The 21,719-nt window shown below is 61.5% G+C and carries 17 protein-coding genes; 1 reads left to right on the top strand and 16 read right to left on the bottom strand.

What is annotated here, in order from left to right; translation table 11 throughout:
- Window positions 1–66: 66 nt before the first annotated feature.
- From BLJAPNOD_RS21490 to BLJAPNOD_RS21520, 7 genes are all read right to left on the bottom strand, one after another.
- Complete coding sequence (locus BLJAPNOD_RS21490; RefSeq protein ID WP_115421432.1) at window positions 67–1,038, bottom strand: ATP-binding cassette domain-containing protein; 972 nt, start codon at window positions 1,036–1,038, stop codon at window positions 67–69.
- Window positions 1,028–2,008: an ABC transporter ATP-binding protein gene (locus BLJAPNOD_RS21495; RefSeq protein WP_077505212.1), complete on the bottom strand. Its 981-nt coding sequence runs from the start codon at window positions 2,006–2,008 to the stop codon at window positions 1,028–1,030. The genes BLJAPNOD_RS21490 and BLJAPNOD_RS21495 overlap by 11 nt, the downstream gene beginning before the upstream one ends.
- On the bottom strand, window positions 2,005–2,826 hold the full coding sequence (locus BLJAPNOD_RS21500) for an ABC transporter permease (RefSeq protein ID WP_115421433.1): 822 nt from the start codon (window positions 2,824–2,826) through the stop codon (window positions 2,005–2,007). The genes BLJAPNOD_RS21495 and BLJAPNOD_RS21500 overlap by 4 nt, the downstream gene beginning before the upstream one ends.
- A gap of 4 nt (window positions 2,827–2,830) precedes the next feature.
- Window positions 2,831–3,766 (bottom strand): ABC transporter permease, encoded by a 936-nt coding sequence (locus tag BLJAPNOD_RS21505; RefSeq protein WP_077505209.1) that lies wholly within the window; start codon window positions 3,764–3,766, stop codon window positions 2,831–2,833.
- A 195-nt stretch (window positions 3,767–3,961) separates the two neighbouring features.
- Window positions 3,962–5,560, bottom strand: coding sequence for an ABC transporter substrate-binding protein (locus BLJAPNOD_RS21510; RefSeq protein ID WP_077505239.1), 1,599 nt, complete (start codon window positions 5,558–5,560; stop codon window positions 3,962–3,964).
- 121 nt (window positions 5,561–5,681) lie between these two features.
- Window positions 5,682–7,319 (bottom strand): amidohydrolase, encoded by a 1,638-nt coding sequence (locus BLJAPNOD_RS21515; protein ID WP_115421434.1) that lies wholly within the window; start codon window positions 7,317–7,319, stop codon window positions 5,682–5,684.
- Window positions 7,320–7,775: 456 nt separating this feature from the next.
- A complete protein-coding gene (locus BLJAPNOD_RS21520; RefSeq protein ID WP_115421435.1) occupies window positions 7,776–8,819 on the bottom strand; it encodes a class I SAM-dependent methyltransferase in 1,044 nt (347 codons plus the stop codon).
- Between the two features lie 315 nt (window positions 8,820–9,134).
- Between BLJAPNOD_RS21520 and BLJAPNOD_RS21525 the strand changes: the two genes are divergently transcribed.
- Window positions 9,135–11,129, top strand: a complete 1,995-nt coding sequence (locus BLJAPNOD_RS21525; protein WP_077505203.1) for an EAL domain-containing protein — start codon at window positions 9,135–9,137, stop codon at window positions 11,127–11,129.
- Between the two features lie 161 nt (window positions 11,130–11,290).
- Here BLJAPNOD_RS21525 and BLJAPNOD_RS21530 read toward each other — a convergent pair whose 3' ends face one another.
- From BLJAPNOD_RS21530 to BLJAPNOD_RS21570, 9 genes are all read right to left on the bottom strand, one after another.
- A complete protein-coding gene (locus BLJAPNOD_RS21530) occupies window positions 11,291–12,463 on the bottom strand; it encodes a GAF domain-containing sensor histidine kinase (RefSeq protein WP_077505201.1) in 1,173 nt (390 codons plus the stop codon).
- A 367-nt stretch (window positions 12,464–12,830) separates the two neighbouring features.
- Window positions 12,831–13,391 (bottom strand): methylated-DNA--[protein]-cysteine S-methyltransferase, encoded by a 561-nt coding sequence (locus BLJAPNOD_RS21535; protein ID WP_077505199.1) that lies wholly within the window; start codon window positions 13,389–13,391, stop codon window positions 12,831–12,833.
- Between the two features lie 172 nt (window positions 13,392–13,563).
- Complete coding sequence (locus BLJAPNOD_RS21540; RefSeq protein ID WP_115421475.1) at window positions 13,564–14,181, bottom strand: dual specificity protein phosphatase; 618 nt, start codon at window positions 14,179–14,181, stop codon at window positions 13,564–13,566.
- 26 nt (window positions 14,182–14,207) lie between these two features.
- Entirely contained in the window at window positions 14,208–15,098 is an 891-nt protein-coding gene (locus BLJAPNOD_RS21545) for an inositol monophosphatase family protein (protein WP_077505237.1), read from the bottom strand.
- Window positions 15,099–15,159: 61 nt separating this feature from the next.
- On the bottom strand, window positions 15,160–16,290 hold the full coding sequence (locus BLJAPNOD_RS21550; protein ID WP_077505195.1) for an ABC transporter substrate-binding protein: 1,131 nt from the start codon (window positions 16,288–16,290) through the stop codon (window positions 15,160–15,162).
- A 51-nt stretch (window positions 16,291–16,341) separates the two neighbouring features.
- Window positions 16,342–17,448, bottom strand: coding sequence for an ABC transporter substrate-binding protein (locus BLJAPNOD_RS21555; RefSeq protein ID WP_244611038.1), 1,107 nt, complete (start codon window positions 17,446–17,448; stop codon window positions 16,342–16,344).
- Between the two features lie 64 nt (window positions 17,449–17,512).
- Entirely contained in the window at window positions 17,513–18,577 is a 1,065-nt protein-coding gene (locus BLJAPNOD_RS21560) for an ABC transporter substrate-binding protein (protein ID WP_171986936.1), read from the bottom strand.
- A gap of 134 nt (window positions 18,578–18,711) precedes the next feature.
- The gene (locus tag BLJAPNOD_RS21565; protein ID WP_115421438.1) at window positions 18,712–19,845 is read right to left on the bottom strand and encodes an ABC transporter ATP-binding protein; all 1,134 of its coding nucleotides are present in this window, start codon (window positions 19,843–19,845) and stop codon (window positions 18,712–18,714) included.
- Window positions 19,845–21,701, bottom strand: coding sequence for an iron ABC transporter permease (locus BLJAPNOD_RS21570; protein WP_115421439.1), 1,857 nt, complete (start codon window positions 21,699–21,701; stop codon window positions 19,845–19,847). The genes BLJAPNOD_RS21565 and BLJAPNOD_RS21570 overlap by 1 nt, the downstream gene beginning before the upstream one ends.
- Between the last annotated feature and the right edge of the window lie 18 nt (window positions 21,702–21,719).

Consider the following 21,719-nt stretch of genomic DNA (forward strand, 5'->3'; position numbering starts at 1 on the left):
CTCGCCGTACTGGCACGGGTATGGGCCGCTTTCACCCCGGTGCGCAGCCCTTCGGTAAAAACCGGCTCAGGCGCGCGCGATCAGCCGAACGCTGTGATCCTCGCGCAGCGCAACCAGTTGCGAGGCAGGCGGCAGGCTGTAGACGTCGTGCTTCCCGAACTCTCTGGGATAATAGTCATAGCCGGCCGGCGGTTCCGGCGTCTCGCGCGTATCCACCGGGCTCTGGCCCGCCAATTCTGTGACGGGATCGAGAATGGCGCCGATCAGCCGGCGGGTATAGGGATGCTGAGGGTCGGTGAAGACCCGGTCCCAGCTGCCGGTCTCGACGATCTGGCCGAAATACATCACCGCCACGCGGTCGCTCATATGTTCGACGACGCTGAGGTCGTGGCTGATCATGATGTAGGACAGATCGAGCCGCTCCTTGAGTTCCAGCAGCAGGTTGATGATCTGGGCGCGGATCGAGACGTCGAGCGCCGACACCGGTTCGTCCAGCACCACAACCTTGGGGTTGAGGATCAGCGCGCGGGCAATGCCGATGCGCTGGCGCTGGCCGCCGGAAAATTCATGCGGGAAGCGCTTCGCCTGCTCCGGTTTCAATCCGACGAGTTGCATCATCGTCTCGATGCGCCGATTGATCTCCTTGCGATCCTTGATCCCGTGCAACTTCAGCGGCGCTGCCAGCGAGGTGTAGATCGTCTGGCGCGGATTGAGCGACGCGTAAGGGTCCTGAAACACCATCTGCGCCATGCCGGCGCGCTCGAGCCGGGACGGCTGCGCAATGCCGGTGATCGATCGTCCTTCGAAGAGGATCTCTCCCGCGGTCGGCTCCTGCAGCCCCAGGATCGAAAGCGCGAGCGTCGACTTGCCACAGCCGGACTCGCCGACGATCGACAGGCACTCGCCCTTGTTCAAGGTCAGGCTCAGGTCGTTGACCGCGCGCAGGGTTCGCTTGGTGCGGCCGAAGATGCCGTTGCGCACCGGGAAGTGCACGCTCAGATTATCGACCCGGACCAATGGTTCGTTGTTATCGCTCATGGTTGAAACACTTCACGAAGCCATCATGGCTGAGGGCAGATGCAGAAGGAATTTCGGCGGAACAGACAGACGTTGCCCTGTGGCAGCGCGGCTGAAAGCGACAGCCCAGAGGAAAGCTGGCAATCGAGGGAACAGTGCCTTCGATCTCCCGCAGACGCTTTCGCCCTTCCAGCCGACGGGAACCGAGCTGTGGCAGCGATTTGAGCAGACCGTCGGTGTAGGGATGGGCCGGATGGAGAAACAGGTCCGCGACCGGCCGCTCTTCCACCAGGCGCCCGGCATACATGATGCCGACCCTGTTGCACATGTTGGCAATCACGCCCAGGTCATGGCTGATCATCAGGACGGATGTGCCACGCGCGGTGCAAAGTTCCTTCACCAGCTTGAGGATCTCGGCCTGGACCGTCACATCAAGCGCCGTCGTCGGTTCGTCGGCGATCAAAAGGTCCGGGTTGCAGGCAAGCGCAATGGCGATCATCACCCGCTGCCGCATGCCGCCGGACATCTGGTGCGGATAGGCCTTCACCCGCTCTTCCGGCGCCGGCACCTGGACGTTGCCGAGCGCCTCGATCGCCAGCTTTTCGGCTTCCTTCCAGGTTGCACCCTTGTGCAGCACGAACATCTCGGCGATCTGCCGGCCGACCGGCGACAGGGGGTTCAGTGCCGTCATCGGCTCCTGGAAGATCATGGCGATCTTCTCGCCGCGAAGCCGCCGCAGCTCGCGTTTCGAAAGCTCCCGCAGATCGCGGCCGTTGAACATCAACGCGCCGCCGGTCACGGCGAGCGGTTTGCGCAGGAGGCCGATGATAGAAAGCGCGGTGATGCTCTTGCCGCAACCCGATTCACCCACCAGCCCATAGGCTTCACCGCGTCCGATCGAGAACGACACATTGTCGACGACGTTGTGGCTGACTTTGCCCGACACGATATCGAGCCGCAGATCCCTGACTTCAAGCAAATTGTCCGTCATAGCTGGCGCGCCCTCATATGCGGGTCCAGCCAGTCGCGCAGGCCGTCGCCGAAAAGATTGAGCCCGAGGACGGTGACGAAGATCGCCAGCCCCGGAAAAATTGCTGCCCAGGGCGCGATCACGATGAGTTCGCGGGCGTCTGTCAACATGTTTCCCCAGCTCGGGAACGGCGGCTTGATGCCGAGACCGAGATAGGAAAGTGCTGCTTCCGCAAGGATCGCATCGCCCATGCCGAGCGTCCCGATCACCAGGATCGGGCCGATCATGTTGGGCAGGATCTGCGTGATCATGATGCGGATGTCGCCGTAACCGAGCGTCTTGGCCGCCTGGACATAGCCCTGCTTCTTCAAGGACAGCGCCGAGCTTCGCGCGATGCGACAGGTCCATGACCAGTTGGTAAGACCGAGCGCAATCAGCAGGCTGGAAAGGCCGGGACCGAGGATCGCCATGATGGCGAGCGCGAAGATCAGGCTGGGGATCGCCAGCATTAGGTTGGTCAACCCGGTGACGAAATCATCCCACCAGCCGCCGAAATAGCCGGCCGAAATGCCGAGCGCCAGACCGATTAGCGTGTTGATAACCTGCGAGCCGATGCCGACGGCAAGCGAGATGCGGGCGCCATAGAGAATGCGGCTGAGAACGTCACGGCCTTGCGCGTCGGTGCCGAACCAGAACTGCGCGTCCGGCGGCAGTTCTGCATTCATCAGGTCAGCGTCGAGCACGGGATCGGTCGGTGCGAGCCAAGGCGCCAACAGCGCCGCCGAGATGATGACGATGCAGAGGACGCCACCGATGAGGAGATTGAGCCTTAGTCTCATGGATCTATCCGTGGCTGATACGCGGATCGATGACCGCGTAAAGAATATCGACGATGGTGTTGATCAGCAGGAACCAGAGAACGATGACGAGGATCGCGCCCTGAACCACCGGGATGTCGCGCAGGCTGACACTGTCGACCAGCAATGACCCCAGTCCCGGCCAGGAGAACAACTTCTCGACCACCACAGCCTGGCCCATCATCGAGCCGAACTGCAGGCCGATCGTGGTGATGATCAGCACGAGCACGTTGCGAACGACGTGCCAGGTGACGAGGCGAAAACCGTTCATGCCCTTGGCACGGGCGGTCCGGATGAAGTCGGCGTTCATCACGTCGAGCACGGCGGCGCGCGTGGTACGCGCCAACAGTGCCATCGGCGCGACGCCGAGCGTCAACGCCGGCAGGATCAGGTTCGTCATGCCGCCATCACCGTAGCCGAAGCTCGGCAACCAGCCGAGCGTCAGCGCGAACAGATACATGCCGAGCAAACCCAGCCAGAACTGCGGCAACGACAGGCCCGAGATAGCCCCGATCATCGTCAGCGTGTCGATGACGCTGCCCGGCTTCAAGGCGGCGATGAAGCCGAGCGGCACGCCGACGAACATCGCGATCGCCATCGCCGCGAAGGCAAGCTTCAAGGTCGGCCACATACGCTCGCCGATCAGATGCGCGACCGGCTGGCGGCTGCGGAACGACGTCCCGAGGTCGAACCTCGCAAGATCGGACAGATACGAACCGAACCGCACGTAGAGCGGCTGGTCGAGACCGAATTCGCGCGTCATCTTCTCGACGATCTTCGGGTCGCCGCCGCCCTTGCCATTTGCCGTCAGACTGGTGGCGATGCTGCCCGGGACAACGCTGAAGATCACGAAGATCAACAGGGATACTGCGATGATGGTCGGGATCACCTGCAAGGTGCGGCGCACGACGAATTGAAGCATTCATTTCCCCCCTCGCCGCGCCCATCCACGGATGCGCGGGCGATAACTCTCCGGTGCGGCCGGTAGTGCCTTTCCCGCCAGCTTATCTCGGCCGGTCGAAACATCGTAAGTTTTTACTTACGCAAACGGCCGCAACATGTGCCAGATGCCAATGGAAAGAGCCCCGATACCGCAGACGGTATCGGGGCGTCTCCATCAACGTCCGGCTGGAACGGTTTCGTCCACCCAGAGCTTTTCATAGGACTGGATTGCCAGTTCGGCGGAGTTCGGCTGCAGACCGTGCAGCCAGGGTTGGTAGGCCATGACAGCCTTGTTGTAGTTGAAGAACCAGACCGGCGCTTCTTCCTGAACGAGGTTGTTGGCCTTGCGCAGCAGGTCGTTCTTTTCTTCCGGCGTCTTGGCGACCTTGGCGGCCTCGAACAGCTTGTCGAAGTCGGCGTTTGCGAACTTCTGGTAGTTGCACGCCGCCTGCGATGTCTTGGAATAGAAGCACTGCATCGCCGTCAAGGCATCAGGACCGCTTTCCGACGACCACATGAAGGACTGGAAATCACCAGCCGGCACGACTTCGGACAGCACCGAAGCTTCGACCGGCTTTGCTTTCACCCGGATACCGACTTTTTCCAGCATCGGGATGATCGCTTCGACGATCGTCAGACCCCAGCTTTCGTTCTGGGTCGCCGTCAGCTCGACATCGAAGCCATCGGCGTAGCCTGCCTCGGCGAGCAGCGCCTTGGCCTTCTCCGGATCGTAGGCATAGGGCTGGGCGTCCTTGTCATAGGCCGGCGACGAGGTCGGCAACCAGCCGCTTGCCCGATAGGCCTTGTCCTTGGCCAGCCGCTTGATGATCAGGTCGGCATTGATGGCATAGTTGAAGGCCTGGCGGACGCGCTTGTCCTTGAACGGTTCGAAATCGAGGTTGAAGCCGACATAGCGGGTGTAGACTTCGGCGACTTCAAGCAGGCCCTTCGACAGTTCCGGATCGGCCTGATAGGCGACGTATTGCGACGGCCCGAGGACGGAGACGTCGATCTCCTTGTTGCGGAAGGCAACGTCGCGCGCCGAAGCGTCGCCCATGATCAGGATGTTGATCTTGTCGGCGTAAGGCTTGTCCTTCTCGTAGTATTTCTCCCATTTCTCGACCGTCAGCCGGGAGCCGGGCACGTATTCGGCGAACTTGTAGGGCCCAAGACCGATCGGGTGGCTGGCGAAACCTTCCTTGTCGGCCTCGCCTGCCGGGTAGATTGCGGTGTTGTTGCGCATGAACAGGAAGGCCGGATCGACGGGATCGGTCAGCGTTACTTCCAGCGTGAAATCGTCGACCTTCTTTAGGCCGGAAATCGCCTCGGCCTTGCCGCCCATATAGTCGGCGCCGCCCTTGATGTTGGCGATGTAGCGCGAGGGCGGATAGGCCTTGGCCGGGTCGGCCATGCGAGTGAAACTCGCGATGATGTCATCCGCCGTCATCTGCTTGCCGTTGTGGAAGAAAGCGTCCTGGCGCAGCTTGTAGGTATAGACAAGCTTGTCGGCCGAGATGTCGACGTCGGTCGCAAGCGCCAGCACTGGCACGTTCTTGTCCGCGTCCCAATCGTAAAGCGTGCGATGGATCGCCTTGGCGTAGAATTCGTCCTGGGTCTGTGGCGACGCCTGGATGTCGAGCGTCGAGAAGCTATCGCCATAGGGCGCCACGAAGTTGACCGTTCCGCCGGCCCGCGGCGCGTCGGCCGCATGGACGGACGCCACGCCGGCCAGCAACGCCGCCGTCAGTGTCGAAAGCAATGCTATTTTCTTCATCATTCCCGTATTCCTCCCCACGTGTTGTTCTGCTCATGGATGAACAAGATCGCGATCTTACCCGACCTCCCGGATCGGCTGAGATGCATGGAGCCGCACACCGCGGCCCGGTCCGCCATTGTCAGGCGTTCAGTCGCTCGAAGACCACCTCGCCGCCCCGGATCGCCAGGGTGCAGCGCGTGTCGTTGAGGATGTCTTCGGGGCTCGCCGTCAGCATGTTCCTGGAGAACACCGCGATATCGGCAAGCTGTCCGGGCACGAGCCGTCCCTTGACCGTTTCGAGTTTCTGTGAGAACGCGCCAAATTCGGTGTAGACCTGCAGAGCCTCCTCGATGCTGACGCATTCGCGCGCATCCATCACCGTGCCCTTGGCAGTCTTGCGCGTCAGCATGCTGTAGATGTTGGGGAACGGATTGGGGTGACAGACCGGCGCATCGCTGCCGGTTGCAGGCTTCAAGCCCAGTTCCTTCCAGGTCTTCAAGGGATAGCTCGACAGCGCCCGCTCCTCGCCGAGCACGGAGACGTATGCGTCACCGAAGTCGTAGATGAACACCTGTTGCGGACAGGGATAGATGCCGGCCTCCACCATGCGGCGGTGCTGCGCGTCGCTGGAAAAGCCGCAATGCTCGATCCGGTGACGGCGATCGGCATCCGGGATCGCGTCGAGCGCCTTCTCGTAGGCCGTGATCAGCTGATCGATCGCTGCGTCGCCGATGGCATGGCAGGCCAGTTGGTAGCCCTTGGCGTGGGCGTCGAGCACCATCGCCTCGAGTTCCGCATCGGAAAGGATCTGGACGCCGGTGTTGTGGTCTTCGCCGAGATAAGGGCTGCTCATCCAGGCAGTGCGACCACCGGCCGAACCGTCGAGGAAAATCTTGACGGCGCCGACTTTCAGCATGTCGTCGCCAACACCGGAAACGAGACCGGCCTCGTAGCTCTGCGGCACGATCGAGACCTTGGGATCGCCGAGAAGCACCAGCCAGGTGCGCACCGGCAGCCTGTTGTGGAGCTTAGCCAGGTTGTAGGCCTTGATCTCGTCGAAGCCCGCGACCTGGCCGACGGCCGCATCCATGATGCTGGTGATGCCGTACGACAGAAGCAGATTGCCGCCGCTCTCGATCGCATCGATCATCTCGTCGGTCGAGGCTTTCGGGATCGCGGCGCGCACCAGCCCTTGCGCATTCTCCGCAACAAGACCGGTCAGTGCGCCGGCGACCTGTTCGATCAGGCCACCTTCCGGCACGGCCGTGGTCTCGTCGACGCCGGCAAGACGAAATGCTTCCGAATTGAAGATCGACACATGCCCGCAGGCGCGCACCACCATGACGGGATGGTTCGGCGCAACCGCATCGAGTTCGGCGCGACGCGGGTGGCGACCGGTGTCGAGCTTGGTCTGGTCGTAACCGCGTGCCCTGATCCAGGTGCCGGGTGGCGTGCTTTCGGCCTGCTGCTTGATTACCGCCAGCAGGCTTTCGAGAGTGGGGGCAGCCTGCGGCGTCGCATCGACCCAGTTCAACGTCAGACCGACGGAAATCAGGTGCAGATGTGCGTCGTTGAGGCCCGGGGTCGCGAATTGCCCCTTAAGGTCGAGAAGCTCGGTCCGCTCGCCCCGATAGGCTTCCATTTCCTGTCTGGTGCCGGTTGCCAGGATCTTGCCCTGCCAGATCGCCAGGGCCTCGACGACGCCCTCGGCGAGGCCGCACCAGATCACACCATTGTGCACGATCCTGTCGGCATGAAAACTCTGTCCCGCTGGCATTAAAGGCTCCTCCCCTCGGCCGTCGCTGCAATGCAAAGCAAGGCCCATTACAAACCTCGCTTTCGGCACAAACCCGTGTCTCCCGCCCGCACCAGGTGCGCGCCGAAACCGGATCTTCATCCATTCCGGTGCGCCGCTTTGATCGGCCACAAGTTGTGCAACTGGGGATGCTAGAGAAAAGGCAAGCGGCTCGCCAATGCATAGAATTTCAGGGGCTATGAAATAATTGCATAACGGCTTGAGGTCGATCTGTTGACCTTCACGGGGCTGCACCGCGTCGAGAAACGTATGCCTATGGAGACCTTGAGCGTCGGGGGCTACACGCAAACGGCGATGCCGGCGACCGGAACGACACAGGTGACACGCGGTCCGCGGCAACGGCACCAGCGGTAATGCCGCAAGAAAACGGCGCGCGCCAGGAATGACGCACGCCGTTGTTTCGTACCTCAGTCGCAATCAGGCGCGCTTTTGCACCGTTGCATAGACCACGTTGCGGTTCTCCCCGAACGTTACATGCGTTTCGAAGCTCGAGCCATCGACGCTTTCGTTGACGATGCGCCACATGTCGGATTGCGAACGAAGCAGCAGCGCCCAGTTCATGAATGTCTCCATGTAGCCGTCGACGCCGATATCCGTTGCGAAATTGGCGAAGAGAAAGACGCCGTTGGGCTTCAGCATCTGCAGGCAGCGGCGGGTGAGCTTCACCGCCACGTTGTGAGGCAGGTAATCATAAAGTCCGGCCGCATAGACGAAGTCGAATTTGCCGAGCTTATGCGCACGGGTGAGTATCCCGCGGACGGAGCCGTCGATTGCCTCGACCTTCGTTCCCCGGAAATCCCTGGTGATTGCTCCGACGCTGAGCGGATCCTGGTCGAGCGCGACCCAGCGCTTGATGCGCCCTTCCTTCAGGGCAACCGAACGGTTTGCCTCGCGCAGATGCCCGGCCGCAATCGTCAGGATCTCCGCCTCGCCACCATGTGTGGCAGCGATGTCATCGACGTGCTGCGTCAAGAGGTCCCGCCGCTCGCGCACTGCAACCGACGATGAGGCGTCCTTGGTGTAATCATAGAGCGCCTTGCCGACCGGTGATGCCTTGGCGATCTCACCGGCAACGCTCGGGTGAGCGTAGATAAAATCGAGCAATTGCGCGTCGCCGGAGTAACCCCGCGGCTTTTCGAAGGACCACCGGGTAAATGGGTCCTGGAGGAAGAATTCCGACACCGGATGATTCTGCGCGATCGGAATCAGTTCCTGCCAGACACTGGGATGAAACTTCGCGCGCGTCTCGTGAAGCGCACCCGCCAATCGATGTATTATTTTCTTCGGGTCCAGTTCCTGGGCAAATTGCTGCTGTGCAATTTGGAGAATCAGGGCGAGTTCGGCCTTTCCTGTTGCAAACTGCTCATCATAAAACTCACTTCTTGACGAAGTGAACTCGGTTGCGATTGACTGGGGAGTAATAAGACTTTCGCCATCGAATACGATTTGAAGCTGACTCACGCAAAACCCATCCGTTTAATGATCTGTTAACGTTATGGGTAACAATGCGCGAACTGCTTCTCGAATTGCAAGTTTTTGTAGAGTATATGGTAAATTCTGGCGGATCCGTATCCATTCGGATACACCCATGTGCCGGCCGTCAGTCTCGGCTAATTTATCAAAATTTAATGGGCGTCTTCTACGATGTCGGTGAGGCTTGCTCGTCCTTGTTGTGGTGCCATTCGGATGGCAAGCATAGAGTGTGCAGAGCAACGCCAGAGTGGAAAAGCGAGAGCATGTTTCCGTTGAGCGCGACGTAACTCTCTGGACCGGTGCATGAAGCAAACCTTGGCCGACGTCGTTGAGATAGATTTGCATAAGCAGCCGCATAGGCCGCTGCCGGCGGAGCTACGCTCACTTTATCGCCAGGAAGGCGAAACGGCGCGCCGGGAAGCGACGAGAAAAGGCCTATGGATCGCCGTCGCGGTCTATCTCCTGTTTTCGATTACCGACTTTCTGCTCATCTCCGACGTCGCTCACTACACGATCGCCTCGCGCTTCGTGGTCGGCGCGGTCGCACTTGCCGTCCTGGAGGTTCAGATCCACTTCAGCGTCAAGACGGACTGGCTGGATAGAACATGCTCCGGCGCGCTTGTTTTCGGCTATCTCGGCTGGCTGATACCGGCAATGATGACGGCGTACACGCAGAACATGTCCTACTACATGATCTTCGGCGCCATCTTCATGATGGGCGCGAACCTGTTCTTCATCTTCCAGTTCCGCCTATCGGTGATCTCGTCGAGCATAATTCTGGGCGCGTTCTTTGTCGACCTCATCTACTTCTCGCCGCAGAACCCTTACTACCAGTTGGCCTTCGGGACCTTCTACGTCTCATGTTTCATGTTCACCTCCTACGTCAACTGGAAGCTCAACCGCGAGCGCTACAAGGTCTTCCTCAATGCCTTCGAGGCAAAGGTCCAGCAACGGGAGGCGGCCGAGCGCGGAAAGGCGCTGCTCAGGCTTTCCAACACCGACTCCCTGACCGGGCTCGACAATCGCCGGGCGGTCGATCAGAAACTGCGTGAATACTGGAGCGACTGGCAGAGGTTCAGTGACAGTTTCGCCGCGATCCTGATCGACGTCGACTTCTTCAAAAAATACAATGACTGCTACGGCCACCAGGAAGGCGACCGCTGCCTCATTCTCGTGGCCAACACATTGAAAGAATCGATCGGGCAGCTCGATGCATCCATCGGTCGTTACGGCGGCGAGGAATTCATCATCCTTGCGCGCGTGGATACGCGCGAAGAGGCAGCCGATCTCGCCGACGCCATCTGCCGCACGGTGCAGAGCCTGGGATTGGTGCACGGACAACGCCGGGACGGCACGTCCATAGTCACAGTGAGCGTCGGTGCCGCCTTCACCAGGCATCAGACGGGTTCAAAGCTCGAGCGGATCATCCACGAGGCCGATAGGGCGCTTTACGCCGCCAAGGCAAGCGGCCGCAACTGCGCCAAGGTCTTTGACCCGAACGACCCGCAAACCAGCGACGAGAGCGAGAACATTGCCGCGCTCTTGAAGATCGCAACCAATGAAGATCTCGTCTCCCTCGTCTACCAGCCGATCAAGAATGTCGCGACCGGTCGCATCGAGGCTGTCGAAGCGCTGATGCGGCTGAGGATGCTGGATGGGACCGCGGTTCCCCCGAGCCTTTTCATCCCCATTGCCGAGCGCACCGGCGCCATCATCGATCTCGGCCGCTGGGCGATCCGCACGGTCTGCCGCGAGCTTCTGGCGCACGACCACGTGCCCGTTGTCAGCGTCAATGTCTCGCCTATCCAGCTGAAGACGCCGGGTTTTGCCACATCCGTTGCCGCTATCCTTGGTGAAACGGGCGTTGCCGGCGGCCGGCTCGCCTTCGAAATCACCGAAGGTCTCGAGATGGAGATGCACTCGGACGTGCTGCGCTGCATCAGCGACCTCGAGACGCTCGGCATCCGCATCTGGCTCGACGATTTCGGTACCGGCTTTGCCGGTCTGTCCTGGCTCCGGCTGATCGATTTCGATACGGTCAAGATCGACCGGTCGTTCCTGCACGATTGCAGCACGCCAAAGGGCAAGGCGATGCTGAAGGATATCATCGGGTTGGTCAGGAATCGCGGCCACAAGATCCTGGTGGAAGGTGTCGAAACCGAGGAGCAAATGGCGCTGATGCGGGAATTCCGCATCGACCATGTCCAGGGCTTCCACGTCGGCCGTCCTGTGCCAGCAGAAAACTATCGCGTGACAGTTGATGTCGCGCAGCGCCCGGCCGGTCTGGGCGGCTTCTGATCTTTCGACGCGCATCTTTGCGCAGCATATTCCCGAAACGGTTGAAAGCGTCAGCCTTGGCTAACGAAACCCGATGGGCTGCTTACGTCTCCTGCATCGCTCGGCCCATCCGAGACAGCATCGAATGTCAGCGGCTCAGTTCAAGAAACGCGGCAACCCGCTCAGCACACAGGCACGTTCAATGTAAACCTGGTTTCCTCCGACGTTGAGGAAACGCTGATCCGCCCGCCATGAGCCTGTGCGATCTCGGCTGCGATGTAGAGCCCCAGGCCGAGGCCTTGCAGCTTTCCCTTTCCTTCGCGCCGCTTGAACGGCTGGAACAGTCGAGGCAGGTCTATCTCCGCGATCGGCTCGCCCGCATTGGCGATCCAAAGCTCCAGCATGCCGCCGCTTTGCGCGGCACCGATGCGGATCGGCTTGTCCGGGGCACCATGGGTCAAGGCATTGCTGAGCAGATTGGAAAAGAGCTGACCGATGCGCTGATGGTCCAGCGCCAGCGGCCCGTCGAGAGCCAGATCCGTATCGATCTGCCTGTCGGGATAAGTGCTTCTATGTTCCGCCAGAATCTGCAGGAGGATGGGAGTGAGCGGCCGGTTGGTGCGGTTGAGGCCGATGCCGCCGCCGAGCCTGCCCCGGGCGAAATCCATGACATTGTCGATCAGATTGGCCATCCGGTCGACACTCTCCTGCATCAGCGCGATCACCGCCTTCGACTTCGGTGCGTGCTCCTCACGGGCCAGGATGCGCGTGCCGGCCGAGATCGAAGCAAGCGGATTGCGCAGGTCATGCCCGAGGACCGCGATGAACTGGTCCCGGAGTTCGGAGGTCTCCAGTTCCCGATCAAGCTTCAGCCTGGCATCGGCGATATCGGCCCGTGCGTCGAGGTGTCGGGCAATCAGGTCGGCGAACAGCCGGAACATGCCGACCGTCACAGGACCGCCGAGCTTGGCCGGGTTTGGATCGATGGCGCAAAGCGTGCCGAAGAATACATTGCCGCGCAGATAGATCGGCACCGAAATGTAGCTCTTGAAGCCATATTGCAGCGGCGTGTGGTGGTTCGCATAGGCTTCGTTGGCCGAGACGTCGTCGATGACCACCAGCTCGCCACTCTGGCGGATTTCGTGACAGATGGTCGTCTCGACCTGCAATTCGCCGCCGGCGCCCAGTCCGAAGTCGATCATATCGAGCGTCTGGCACGCCACCCACCGATCTTCAGTCACCCGGGCAATCGCGACAAACCCCATGCCCGTCGATTGCTGAATCACGTCGAGAATCGTCGGGGCGACCGAGATGCTGGCAACGGCATCCAAGTCTGCCTGAAAATCATGCGCCACTGCCTGATGTCTCCCGAGGTCGCTTTTCGATCCCCTGTATAGGCGATCGACCGGGTTTGGCAAACCGCCGCGGTGACGTTGTCCGTGCGACGATGCGGCCGGTCCCCACAGCTACCGGGTCTTCGGCATCCCATCCCCAGCTGGCGCGCTTTGAGACGCGGCGGGCCAAGGCCGCCGCCCTACGCACGAGTGCATCTTCCGCCCGAAATGTTGCATGACGATTGCGCCATGCGGATCCACGCTTGTAGGCACTGCCATGCACAACAGCCGGTCGCGAAAGCGGCAGCCGGCAGCCGGGGTTAACGGGCAAAGGGGCTATGTGGGATCCTTCCGGATGGCCGCGGCTAAGCGCGCTGAGGCAACCCGCTCAAAACAACGATTGCTGGGCAGGCTCCGGCGGCCCGAGATGCACGCCTTCGAGTTCCAGCATGCGGATCTTCGATGTCGAACCGCCCGGAGCCGAGAAGCCGCCGACCTTGCCGCCTGCGGCCAGCACCCTATGGCAGGGAATGATCAGCGCCACCGGGTTCTTCGCCATCGCCTGGCCGACATCGCGCGCGGCTTCGGGGCCAACGCCGAGTTCCTTTGCCAGGGCGCCATAGGTGGTGGTCTCTCCCCACCCGAGCCTGCGTGCCGCTGCATAGATCCGCTGGAAGAACGGATCCTGCCCTTCGAGGTCGAGCTTGATATCTGAGAAATCGACCTCTTCGCCGTTGAAGTATCGTCGAACCGCGGCAACCGCCTCGGCAACTTCGAGCGTCGGCGTACCCGGTTCGCCGCCAGCAAGCCGGCGCAGCAGCAGCCGTTCGGTGTCTTCGGCCTTTTTGGTCGGCAGCTGGAAACGGGTGATGCCGACGGTGTTCCAGGCGATGCCGCAAAATCCGGCCTCGGTTTCGAAGATTAGATAGCTGTGAACTGCCTGCGCCATCGCACCGTCCTCACGTTTCATACCCAATGAAAATCGTGCGGACGGCCGGCGAATTCAACCCGATTCCTGCGTCCATGTGCCGTCGCCAACAGGCAACCTACCGAACTGCCCGGCAGAGCAGCGCCATCACGCTCCGATCGCGGACAGCCCAACACCGGAGCGACAGCGGGTACTACTTTGCTTCGATCATCTTCGCCCAGCCCGCGGCACGCTCGGCGGACCCGATCAGCACAGCCTTCGGCGCCTTGTACCATTCGTTTTCCGGTAGGCCGCGACGGTCGCGCACGAAGGCGATCGCCGCATCCAGCGTCGGGAACTCCGCCGGCAAGGTCAGGTGCAGGAACAGCGACACGACGATGACGGAACGCGACCGCCCGCCACGGCAGTTGATCAGGATGTTGCCCATCTCGCGGCGCGGATAGGACGGTTTTTCCGGCAGCACCTGCTCCAGCGCGGCGCGCAGGATGTAGTGGGCCGCCAGCATCTGCGTGTCGGGATTGCCGCCACCGTCGATCAGTCCGATCTTGTAGTAGCGGATTTCGCCCGGTCCGTAGACACTGCCCTCATGGTCCGACACCAGTTGCGCCTGCCGGACGAAATTGAAGTCAAGATTGACCGCGCAATTGACGACCGTGGTGATGCCGTTCTGCCTCAAGAGATCGAGATCACTCGTGCCCTCCTTGCCCGCAATATAGAAATCGACGCCATAGAGCGGATGCTTTTCATAGACGAGGCTGAGTTTGGCGAGTTCGGCCGACGCCGGCACCTTCGTCTCGGTCTCCTGGATCATGTCCAATATCTTCTCCTCGTGTCTTTTCAAAGCGCCGCTGCAGCAATGCGTTTGGCCGAGATTCCTCGCGCGACACGCTGCAATGTCGGATAATTGGCGCCGGCGCCGGTGGCGATATAGCCGGGACACATGAAGTCGGGCGCATCAGTCGGCACCTTGCCAAGCGTCAGCGGCTCGTACCGACCGCCGGCATTTTTCAGGATCAAGGTCGCGGCCGCCACATCCCAGGAGTTGACGCCGAAGCCGGTCGCCGCATCCGCCCATCCCGCCGCCACATGGGCGAGACTGAGGGCAGCACTCCCCGGCCGCCGAAGCGTTGAAAACGTCTCCACGAACTCCCCGAGATTAGCGAGCGCTGCGTCCCGGCCGTCGAGGCGAAAGTCCCGCGACACCGGATAGCCGGTGATCAGGGTTGCGCGGTTCTCGTCCTCGACCGCTTGCGAAGAGATAACCTCTTCATTGAGATAGCTGTGTTCGAGATCGGCGGAAAACATCAGGTCGGCGACCGGGTCATAGACCACGCCGGCAACGACCTCACCCTGTTCGACGGCAGCGATCGAGATGCACCAGAATGCCAGTCCGCTGGCGAAATTCGAGGTGCCATCGATCGGGTCGACATACCACTGGATGTCGCCGTCGCCCACTTGTCCGCCTTCTTCGCCGAGCATGGCGGAATTGGGCTCCTGCGCAAAAATGAAATCGCGAATGGTGGCTTCGGCGCGCTTGTCATGGATCGTCACGACATCATGCAGGTCACGCTTGTAGTCGATCACCATGTCGGAGCGGAACGCCTTCAACAGGGGATCACGCACTTCCTTCGCCGCCCCACGGGCAATCTCGACGAGGCGCTTCGACCGCTCCAGCCGTTGTTCGGTTTCGGCTAGCGGCGGCACCGCCGGGGAAAGGCGCTTTTCCATGTCGTTCCATTCCTTATCGAGAAAGTGCCGGCGCGCCATCCGATGGCGCGCCGGCCTTGTTTCACTTGGTGTAATTCACACGCCAGAAATCCTGCCACTCCTCGCGTCGGTCGAAATCGTCGAGACCGGTCGAGGAGTTGTAGCCGAACAGGCGATCGGCCACCGTCATAAGCCCCGAGGGCTCGTCGGCCGGCATCTTGATGTCGATGTTGGTCGGCAATTTGCCGTCCTTCATCTGGGGAGCGATGCCTTCCTCGGTCAGGATGTAGTGGATGAAGAGCTTTGCCGCGTTCGGGCTCTGCGTCTTCGTCGCGATCAGGCCGAGCTTGACGTAGCTCCAGCCGACCCAGGGATTGAGATCCTTGCAGATGCCGAGCTTGTAACCCTTGCCTTCGTTGTCGCGGAATTTCGCCGAGCTCAACAGCCCGAAGAAAGGCTCCTTCTGCCCTGCGGCCCCGACAGCTTCTGCCACCGGATCGTCACCGTCGGTGACCAGCGGCGCGTTCTGCGCCAGCGCCTTGATCCAGGCAGCCGAAGCGCTCTTCTCTTCGGTCGCAAGGTCCTTGCCGAAATGAGCCTTATAGGCACCAGCGACCTTGTCGTCGGCGTGTTTCTCCATCTGGTTGAACCAGTCGGTATAGGTGCCCTTGGTCAGGGGATCGACCAGCGCGACCTTGCCCTTCCACTTCGGCTCCGTCAGCTCCCAGATATTGGCGACCGGGCACTTGTCGTAGGCTTCGGTGTTGTAGGCCCAGACGTTGGCGTTGGTCGAAATCGCCAGCGGGTTCTGGAACTCCGCCGGGATTTTCTCGACCATGTCGGCCGGCAGGTAGCTTTCGACGAATTCCTGCGGCAGAAGCTGCGCGAGCGCCGCCGGCGCGTCGGTGATCAGCGCGACATCGCCCTGCACGTTGCCCGCCTGGCTCTCCCGGATGATCATTTCCAGCTGGCTGTTGGCCGACACTTTGACGCCCGTCGCCTTGACGCCATACTTCGCCGTAAAGCCCTCGGCCATTTCGACGATCTTGCCGGTGCTGTCATAGACGTTGATCGGCTTTTCCGTCTTTGCCGCCGCAATCAGCGCGTCCAGATCGAGGCCGTCAGCCGCGCGGGCCTGCGTCGAAAGCAGGCCGGCTGCGAGTGCCGCGGCCGTCATCGTCAGGTCACGCACTCTCTTCTTTTCCGTTGTCATCGCTTCCCCTCCCAAGGAAACAGCGCTCGGTGATCGGCACCGCCCGTCACGTCATTTTCGGTAGTTTATTCGCCAGAGGTCCTGCCAGGCTTCCCGTTTGTCGAGGTCGTCGCTGGCGGTGGCAGCATCGAATGCCATCAATTGATCGAGATACTTTGCGATGCCCGAGGGCTCATCCGTCGGCAGGCCGATGGTCGAATTGCCGGAAATCTTTCCGTCTTCCGTCTGGGGCGCGATGCCCTCTTGCGTCATCAGGTAGCGGACAAACAGCTTGGCGGCATTGGGGCTCTTGGTCTGGCCTGCGATCAAGCCGAAGCCCGGATAGAGAAATCCGGAGAACGGCTCGACGCCGGCGCAGATGCCGAGCTTCAGGCCCTTCGTCAGGTTGTCGCGATACTTTGCCGTCGAGGTGATGACGAAGAACGGCTCCGCCTGCCCCGGCGCACCGGCCGCATTGGCGACCGTGGTGGAATCGGCAAGCAACGGGCCGTTTTCGGCAAAGGCCTTGACCCAGGCGGCCGTGGCACTTTGCCCGTTCGTCTCCAGCTTCTTGCCGTACAGGCTTTCGTAGGCGCGGGCGACATCGGCGTCACGATGCGTCTCGATCTGATTGAACCAGTCCGCATAGAGCGGCTTGTCGAAGAGATCGAGCATCGCCAGCTTGCCGCGCCATTGCGGTTCGGTCAGCTGCCAGATGTTGGTCACCGGGCACTTGTCGTATTTCTCGGTATTGTAGGTCCAGACATGCGGGTCCGAGACCACCACCAGCGGGTTGCGAAGGGCCTCCGAAATATCCCTGGCGAGATCCGGCGGCGTCCAGCTGGTGGCAATGCCTTCAGGCAGAAGCTGCCCGATCGCCGAAGCCACGTCGGTTGCCACGCTGACATCACCGAGGATGTTGCCTGCCTGGTGCTCGCGGATCATCAACTCCACCTGCGTGGCTTCGTTGACCTTTTTGCCCGTGGCCTGCACGCCGTATTTTTCCGAGAACGCCTTGGCCGTATCGACGATCTTGCCGGTCACGGCATAGACGGTGATCGGCGGCTCCTTCTTTGCCGCTTCGATCAGGGCGTCGAGATCGAAAGCTTCTTCGGCTTTCGCGGCGCCAGGGGCCAGTGTCAGCATGGCAGCAAGGCTGCCTGCGACCGCCCAGGCCATGGGGCGGTCGCGCAATGCGCTGCGTTTCATTTCCATCATGTCGTCACTCTCTCCGGCCGCACCGTCACTTCTGGTAGTTCACCCGCCAAAAATCCTGCCAGGTTTCGCGTGCATCCCAATCGTCGAGGCTCGTGTCCATCTGATAGGGCAGAACCTGATCGAGAACCTTGCCGATGCCCGAGGGTTCGTCGGCCGGAAGTGCCACGTCGCTGTTAGTGGACATCTTGCCGTCGGCCGCCTGCGGCGCGATGCCTTCCTCGGTCATGACATAGTGAATGAAGAGCTTGGCGGCGTTCGGGCTGTTGGTGCCCTTAGTGATCAGGCCGACGCCCGGATACATCCAGCCGAGCCATGGCTTCAGATCCTTGCAGAGCCCGAGCTTCATGCCCTTCTCCGCATTGTCGCGGAATTTCGCCGAGCTCATCAGCCCCATGAACGGCTGTGACTGGCCTGGTGCACCGACGGCATCGGCTGCCGCGGCGTCCGCATCGGTCAGGAGCGGGGCATTGGCGGCAAGCGCCTTCACCCAGGCCGCGGTGGCACTGCCGTCGTCGAGCTCCAGTTCCTTGCCGTACAGCTCCTTATACGCAGCGGCGACCTTGTCATCGCCATGTTTTGCCATCTGGTTGAACCAGTCGACATAGGACGCCTTGCCGAGCGGGTCCTGCATGGCGACCTTGCCCTTCCACTCAGGGCCGGTCAGCTGCCAGATGTTGGTGACCGGGCACTTGTCGTAGAGCTCGGTGTTGTAGGCCCAGACGTTGGCGCTGGTGACCACCGTCAGCGGGTTCTGGTACTGCTCCGGGATTTTCGAGGCAAGATCCGGCGGCAGCCAGCTCTCGGCAAAGCCCTGCGGAATGAGCTGTGCCATGGCGGCCGGCGCATCGCTGATGATCGAAACGTCGCCCTGGATGTTGTTGGCCCGCGCCTCGCGGATGATCATTTCCAACTGCGCCGTCGCCTTGACCTTGGAGCCCTCGGCGGCGACGCCGTATTTCGCCGAAAAGGCCTTGGCCATCTCGACAATCTTGCCGGTGCTGTCATAGACGGTGATCGGCGCTTCCTTCTTGGCCGCTTCGATCAGAGCGTTCAGGTCGAAGGCCTCTTGCGCCATAGCCTGCCCGGCCATGAGGCCGGCACAGGCCGTCGTCCACAACAGGCAGCGCCTGGTATTGTCTGTTCTTCCATTCTTCCGAAAATGCATCGACTGCTCCTCCTCAGTAAGCGGTGTTCGTCTTTCGGTTGATGCGATGAGTAATGTCGTCAGTTGAGTTTCGCGCTGCGCAGCAGCTTGTCGGCCTCGGTTATGCGCTGGCCGTCCTTGTCGAAGACGTGCAGCGCTTCCGGCGGCGCGAAGAAGCGGACCTTTTCGCCAAGCTCCAGCCGCGGCAGCGCATGCGTTGTGAGAAACAGCGTGTGGCTGTCGCTCTTCAGCTCCAGGATCCAGCTGCCGCCGGTCGGCAGGATACCGGTGACGACCATCTTGCCGCTGAAGTTGCCCTGCGGAACGTCTTCCTTCCTCGTGGCGTAGCTGAGCGCTTCCGGGCGGATGCCGACGGAGCCGATGCCGCGCAGGCTGGGGTAGCGGCTAGACAGGTAAGCTTCCGCCTCCTTGGCCACATCCGACGTGCCCTTCTTGTCGAAGGACAGGATGTTGATCGGCGGGCTGCCGACGAACTCGGCGACGAAGCGGTTGGCCGGACGATCGTAGATGTCGTTCGGCGTGCCCATCTGCTGCAGTGTGCCCTCGTTCATCACCGCGATCGTTGTCGCAAGCGTCATCGCTTCCCACTGATCGTGGGTGACGAAGACGATCGTCGTCTTGAATTCCTTGTGCAGGCGCTTCAGTTCGGCACGCATTTCGAGCCGCAGCCGCGCATCGAGGTTCGACAGCGGTTCGTCGAGCAGCAGCACACCAGGATTGACGGCGAGCATGCGGGCAAGCGCCACGCGCTGCTGCTGGCCGCCCGAAAGCTGCGACGGATAGCGGTCGCGGTACTTGGCGATATCGAGCGCCTGCATGACTTTGTCGACACGGGCCTCGCGCTCGGCCTTGGGCAGTTTGCGCAAGCGCAAGCCGAAGTCGGTGTTGCGCTCGATGGTCAGGTGCGGCCAGAGCGCGTAGCTCTGGAAGACCAGGCCCATTTCCCGCTTCTCCGGCGGCACGAAGACGCCGTCGAAGATGGAATCCACCACCCGGTCGCCGATGCGGATTTCGCCGCCCGACAGGTTTTCAAGGCCCGCGATCATGCGCAATGTCGTGGTCTTGCCGCAGCCGGACGGGCCGAGAAGGCACATGAACTCTCCGTCGCGGATTTCCAGATCGAGGTTGGAGACGGCATTGGCGGAGTTGACGCCGTAATTCTTCTGGGCGCCGCGCAGATTGATAGTGGGCATCAGCTTCCGAGTCCTTCTGCAAGATTGGTCTTGGTCAGCTTCTGGGCTGCCAGTGTTCCGAGATAGGCTATTGCCGCGATGATCAGCACGACCGCGTTTGCCGCCTGGGTGTAGTGGTAGTCGACGAGCCGCAGCGAATAGGTCGTCAGAACGTCGGTGCTGGGCACGGCGAGGATGACGAACAGGCTGAGACCCTTGATGCCCGAGATGAACGGCAGCAGCACGCCGGTGACGAGCGAGCCTTTCTGGATCGGGATGACGATCGACATCATCCGGCGAAACCAGCCGGCGCCGGCGATCTGGGCCGCCTCTTCCGGATCCTTGCCGAGCTGGGTCATGGCCGAGATCCCGGCCCGCGAGGCATAGGGCATTTGGTCCGCCATCAGCGCCAGCACCAGGATGGTGACGGTGCCATAGAGCGCGGGCATCGGCCCCCGGGGAACCGCAAAGAGCGAGAGGTAAGCGGCAGCAAAGGCAATGCCCGGCACCAGATAGGGCAGGAACGTCACCTGGCGCAGATAGACCGACAGCGCCCGGACGGGGGTGCGGATGACGACGTAGCCGACGAGCAGGCCGAGAATGCCGGAGGCAACCGAGGCGAGACCGACAATCATCAGCGTGTTCTTCGCCGCGCCCCAGAGATCGGGGCTCAGAAGCACACCTGTCTGCAGCGCCACGGTATGAAGATCCTGGCCGATCCAGTAGTCGAGCGTGAAGTTGTCGAGCGTGAACTGGGCCGGCAGCTTCATGACCGTCGACAGGAACAGGGTGAGGAGCGGCAGGCCGACGCTCAGCATGAAGATCGTCGCGGCGAAACCGGTGGCCGGAAGCCTGAGTTTGCCGAGGCGGCTTTGCCGGTTCATCGACCCCTTGGAACCGATGGTGACGAAGCGGCGCGCTTCACGCACCAGCCGCGCATCGATCATCAGGGTGATGATGCCGATCAGCATGATGGAGGCGGCAACGACACCGGCGACACCCGTCTGGCGGGAAGCGATGCTGCGGAAGAGCGAGGTGGAGAGCACTTCGAACTTGACCGGCAGGCCGAGAACGTAGGGCACGCCGAACTCGCCAAGGCACTTTGCGAAGATCAGGATCATCGACGACATCAGCGCCGGGCGCATCAGCGGCAGGATGATCTGCATCGCCACCTGGTAGCGCTTGGCACCGAGAATGCGGGCGGAATCTTCCAGCTGGGAATCGAAGCGCCGGAGCGCCGAGCCGAACAGCAGGATGACGAAGGGGGTGTAGTGCAAAGCGAGAATAATGGTGATCGGAAACCGGCCATAGGCGACCCAGTCGGGCGGCGTCCACCCGAGCGCCTCGAACCAGCCCGGCTGACCGCCAACCGTGCGGTTCTTGAACAGAGTCGTCCAGGCGAGCGCGAAGGTCCAGGCCGGCAACATGTAGGGCACGATCAGCGCGGTCGCGAACCAGCGGCGTCCGAACATGTCGGTGCGGCTGATCAGCCAGGCGAGAATGGTCCCGATCAACAGCGACAACAGGATCGCGCCGACGGCAACCGACAGCGTGTTGAACAGCGGCCGCCAGAAGAGATCGACGGAGACAGGCGAGGTGAACGTCCGGTCGAGATAGTAGAGCGTCAGGTCGCCGAAATCCTTGCCGAGCCGGCGCTCATGGCCGAACTGGACACGCACGGCATCGAGCACGATTGAGATGATCGGCACGACGATCAGATAGGTAAAGAGCAGTGCCGTCAGCACGCCGATCAATGTCGTCGGCTCTCGAGAGGCGACCTTCAACCGGTATCGCCAGACCTGCCAGGACGAAGGCGCGGCGGACGCCTCGCCGCCCGCTGTCGGCGACGCCTTCGCTGAATCACTTAGAAAAGCCATGCTCTGTCCCCTTGAGAT

This window comes from Ensifer sp. M14, assembly GCF_003355565.1.
GTDB lineage: Bacteria > Pseudomonadota > Alphaproteobacteria > Rhizobiales > Rhizobiaceae > Ensifer.

What these genes read in the sequence shown, in the direction of transcription:
- BLJAPNOD_RS21500 (WP_115421433.1), bottom strand. Translation starts at nt 2,826, where the DNA reads ATGAGACTAAGGCTCAATCTCCTCATCGGTGGCGTCCTCTGCATCGTC.
- BLJAPNOD_RS21570 (WP_115421439.1), bottom strand. Translation starts at nt 21,701, where the DNA reads ATGGCTTTTCTAAGTGATTCAGCGAAGGCGTCGCCGACAGCGGGCGGC.
- BLJAPNOD_RS21510 (WP_077505239.1), bottom strand. Translation starts at nt 5,560, where the DNA reads ATGAAGAAAATAGCATTGCTTTCGACACTGACGGCGGCGTTGCTGGCC.
- BLJAPNOD_RS21555 (WP_244611038.1), bottom strand. Translation starts at nt 17,448, where the DNA reads ATGGCCTGGGCGGTCGCAGGCAGCCTTGCTGCCATGCTGACACTGGCC.
- BLJAPNOD_RS21550 (WP_077505195.1), bottom strand. Translation starts at nt 16,290, where the DNA reads ATGACAACGGAAAAGAAGAGAGTGCGTGACCTGACGATGACGGCCGCG.
- BLJAPNOD_RS21535 (WP_077505199.1), bottom strand. Translation starts at nt 13,391, where the DNA reads ATGGCGCAGGCAGTTCACAGCTATCTAATCTTCGAAACCGAGGCCGGA.
- BLJAPNOD_RS21525 (WP_077505203.1), top strand. Translation starts at nt 9,135, where the DNA reads ATGAAGCAAACCTTGGCCGACGTCGTTGAGATAGATTTGCATAAGCAG.
- BLJAPNOD_RS21495 (WP_077505212.1), bottom strand. Translation starts at nt 2,008, where the DNA reads ATGACGGACAATTTGCTTGAAGTCAGGGATCTGCGGCTCGATATCGTG.
- BLJAPNOD_RS21505 (WP_077505209.1), bottom strand. Translation starts at nt 3,766, where the DNA reads ATGCTTCAATTCGTCGTGCGCCGCACCTTGCAGGTGATCCCGACCATC.
- BLJAPNOD_RS21565 (WP_115421438.1), bottom strand. Translation starts at nt 19,845, where the DNA reads ATGCCCACTATCAATCTGCGCGGCGCCCAGAAGAATTACGGCGTCAAC.
- BLJAPNOD_RS21540 (WP_115421475.1), bottom strand. Translation starts at nt 14,181, where the DNA reads ATGATCCAGGAGACCGAGACGAAGGTGCCGGCGTCGGCCGAACTCGCC.
- BLJAPNOD_RS21490 (WP_115421432.1), bottom strand. Translation starts at nt 1,038, where the DNA reads ATGAGCGATAACAACGAACCATTGGTCCGGGTCGATAATCTGAGCGTG.
- BLJAPNOD_RS21560 (WP_171986936.1), bottom strand. Translation starts at nt 18,577, where the DNA reads ATGGCCGGGCAGGCTATGGCGCAAGAGGCCTTCGACCTGAACGCTCTG.
- BLJAPNOD_RS21545 (WP_077505237.1), bottom strand. Translation starts at nt 15,098, where the DNA reads ATGGAAAAGCGCCTTTCCCCGGCGGTGCCGCCGCTAGCCGAAACCGAA.
- BLJAPNOD_RS21515 (WP_115421434.1), bottom strand. Translation starts at nt 7,319, where the DNA reads ATGCCAGCGGGACAGAGTTTTCATGCCGACAGGATCGTGCACAATGGT.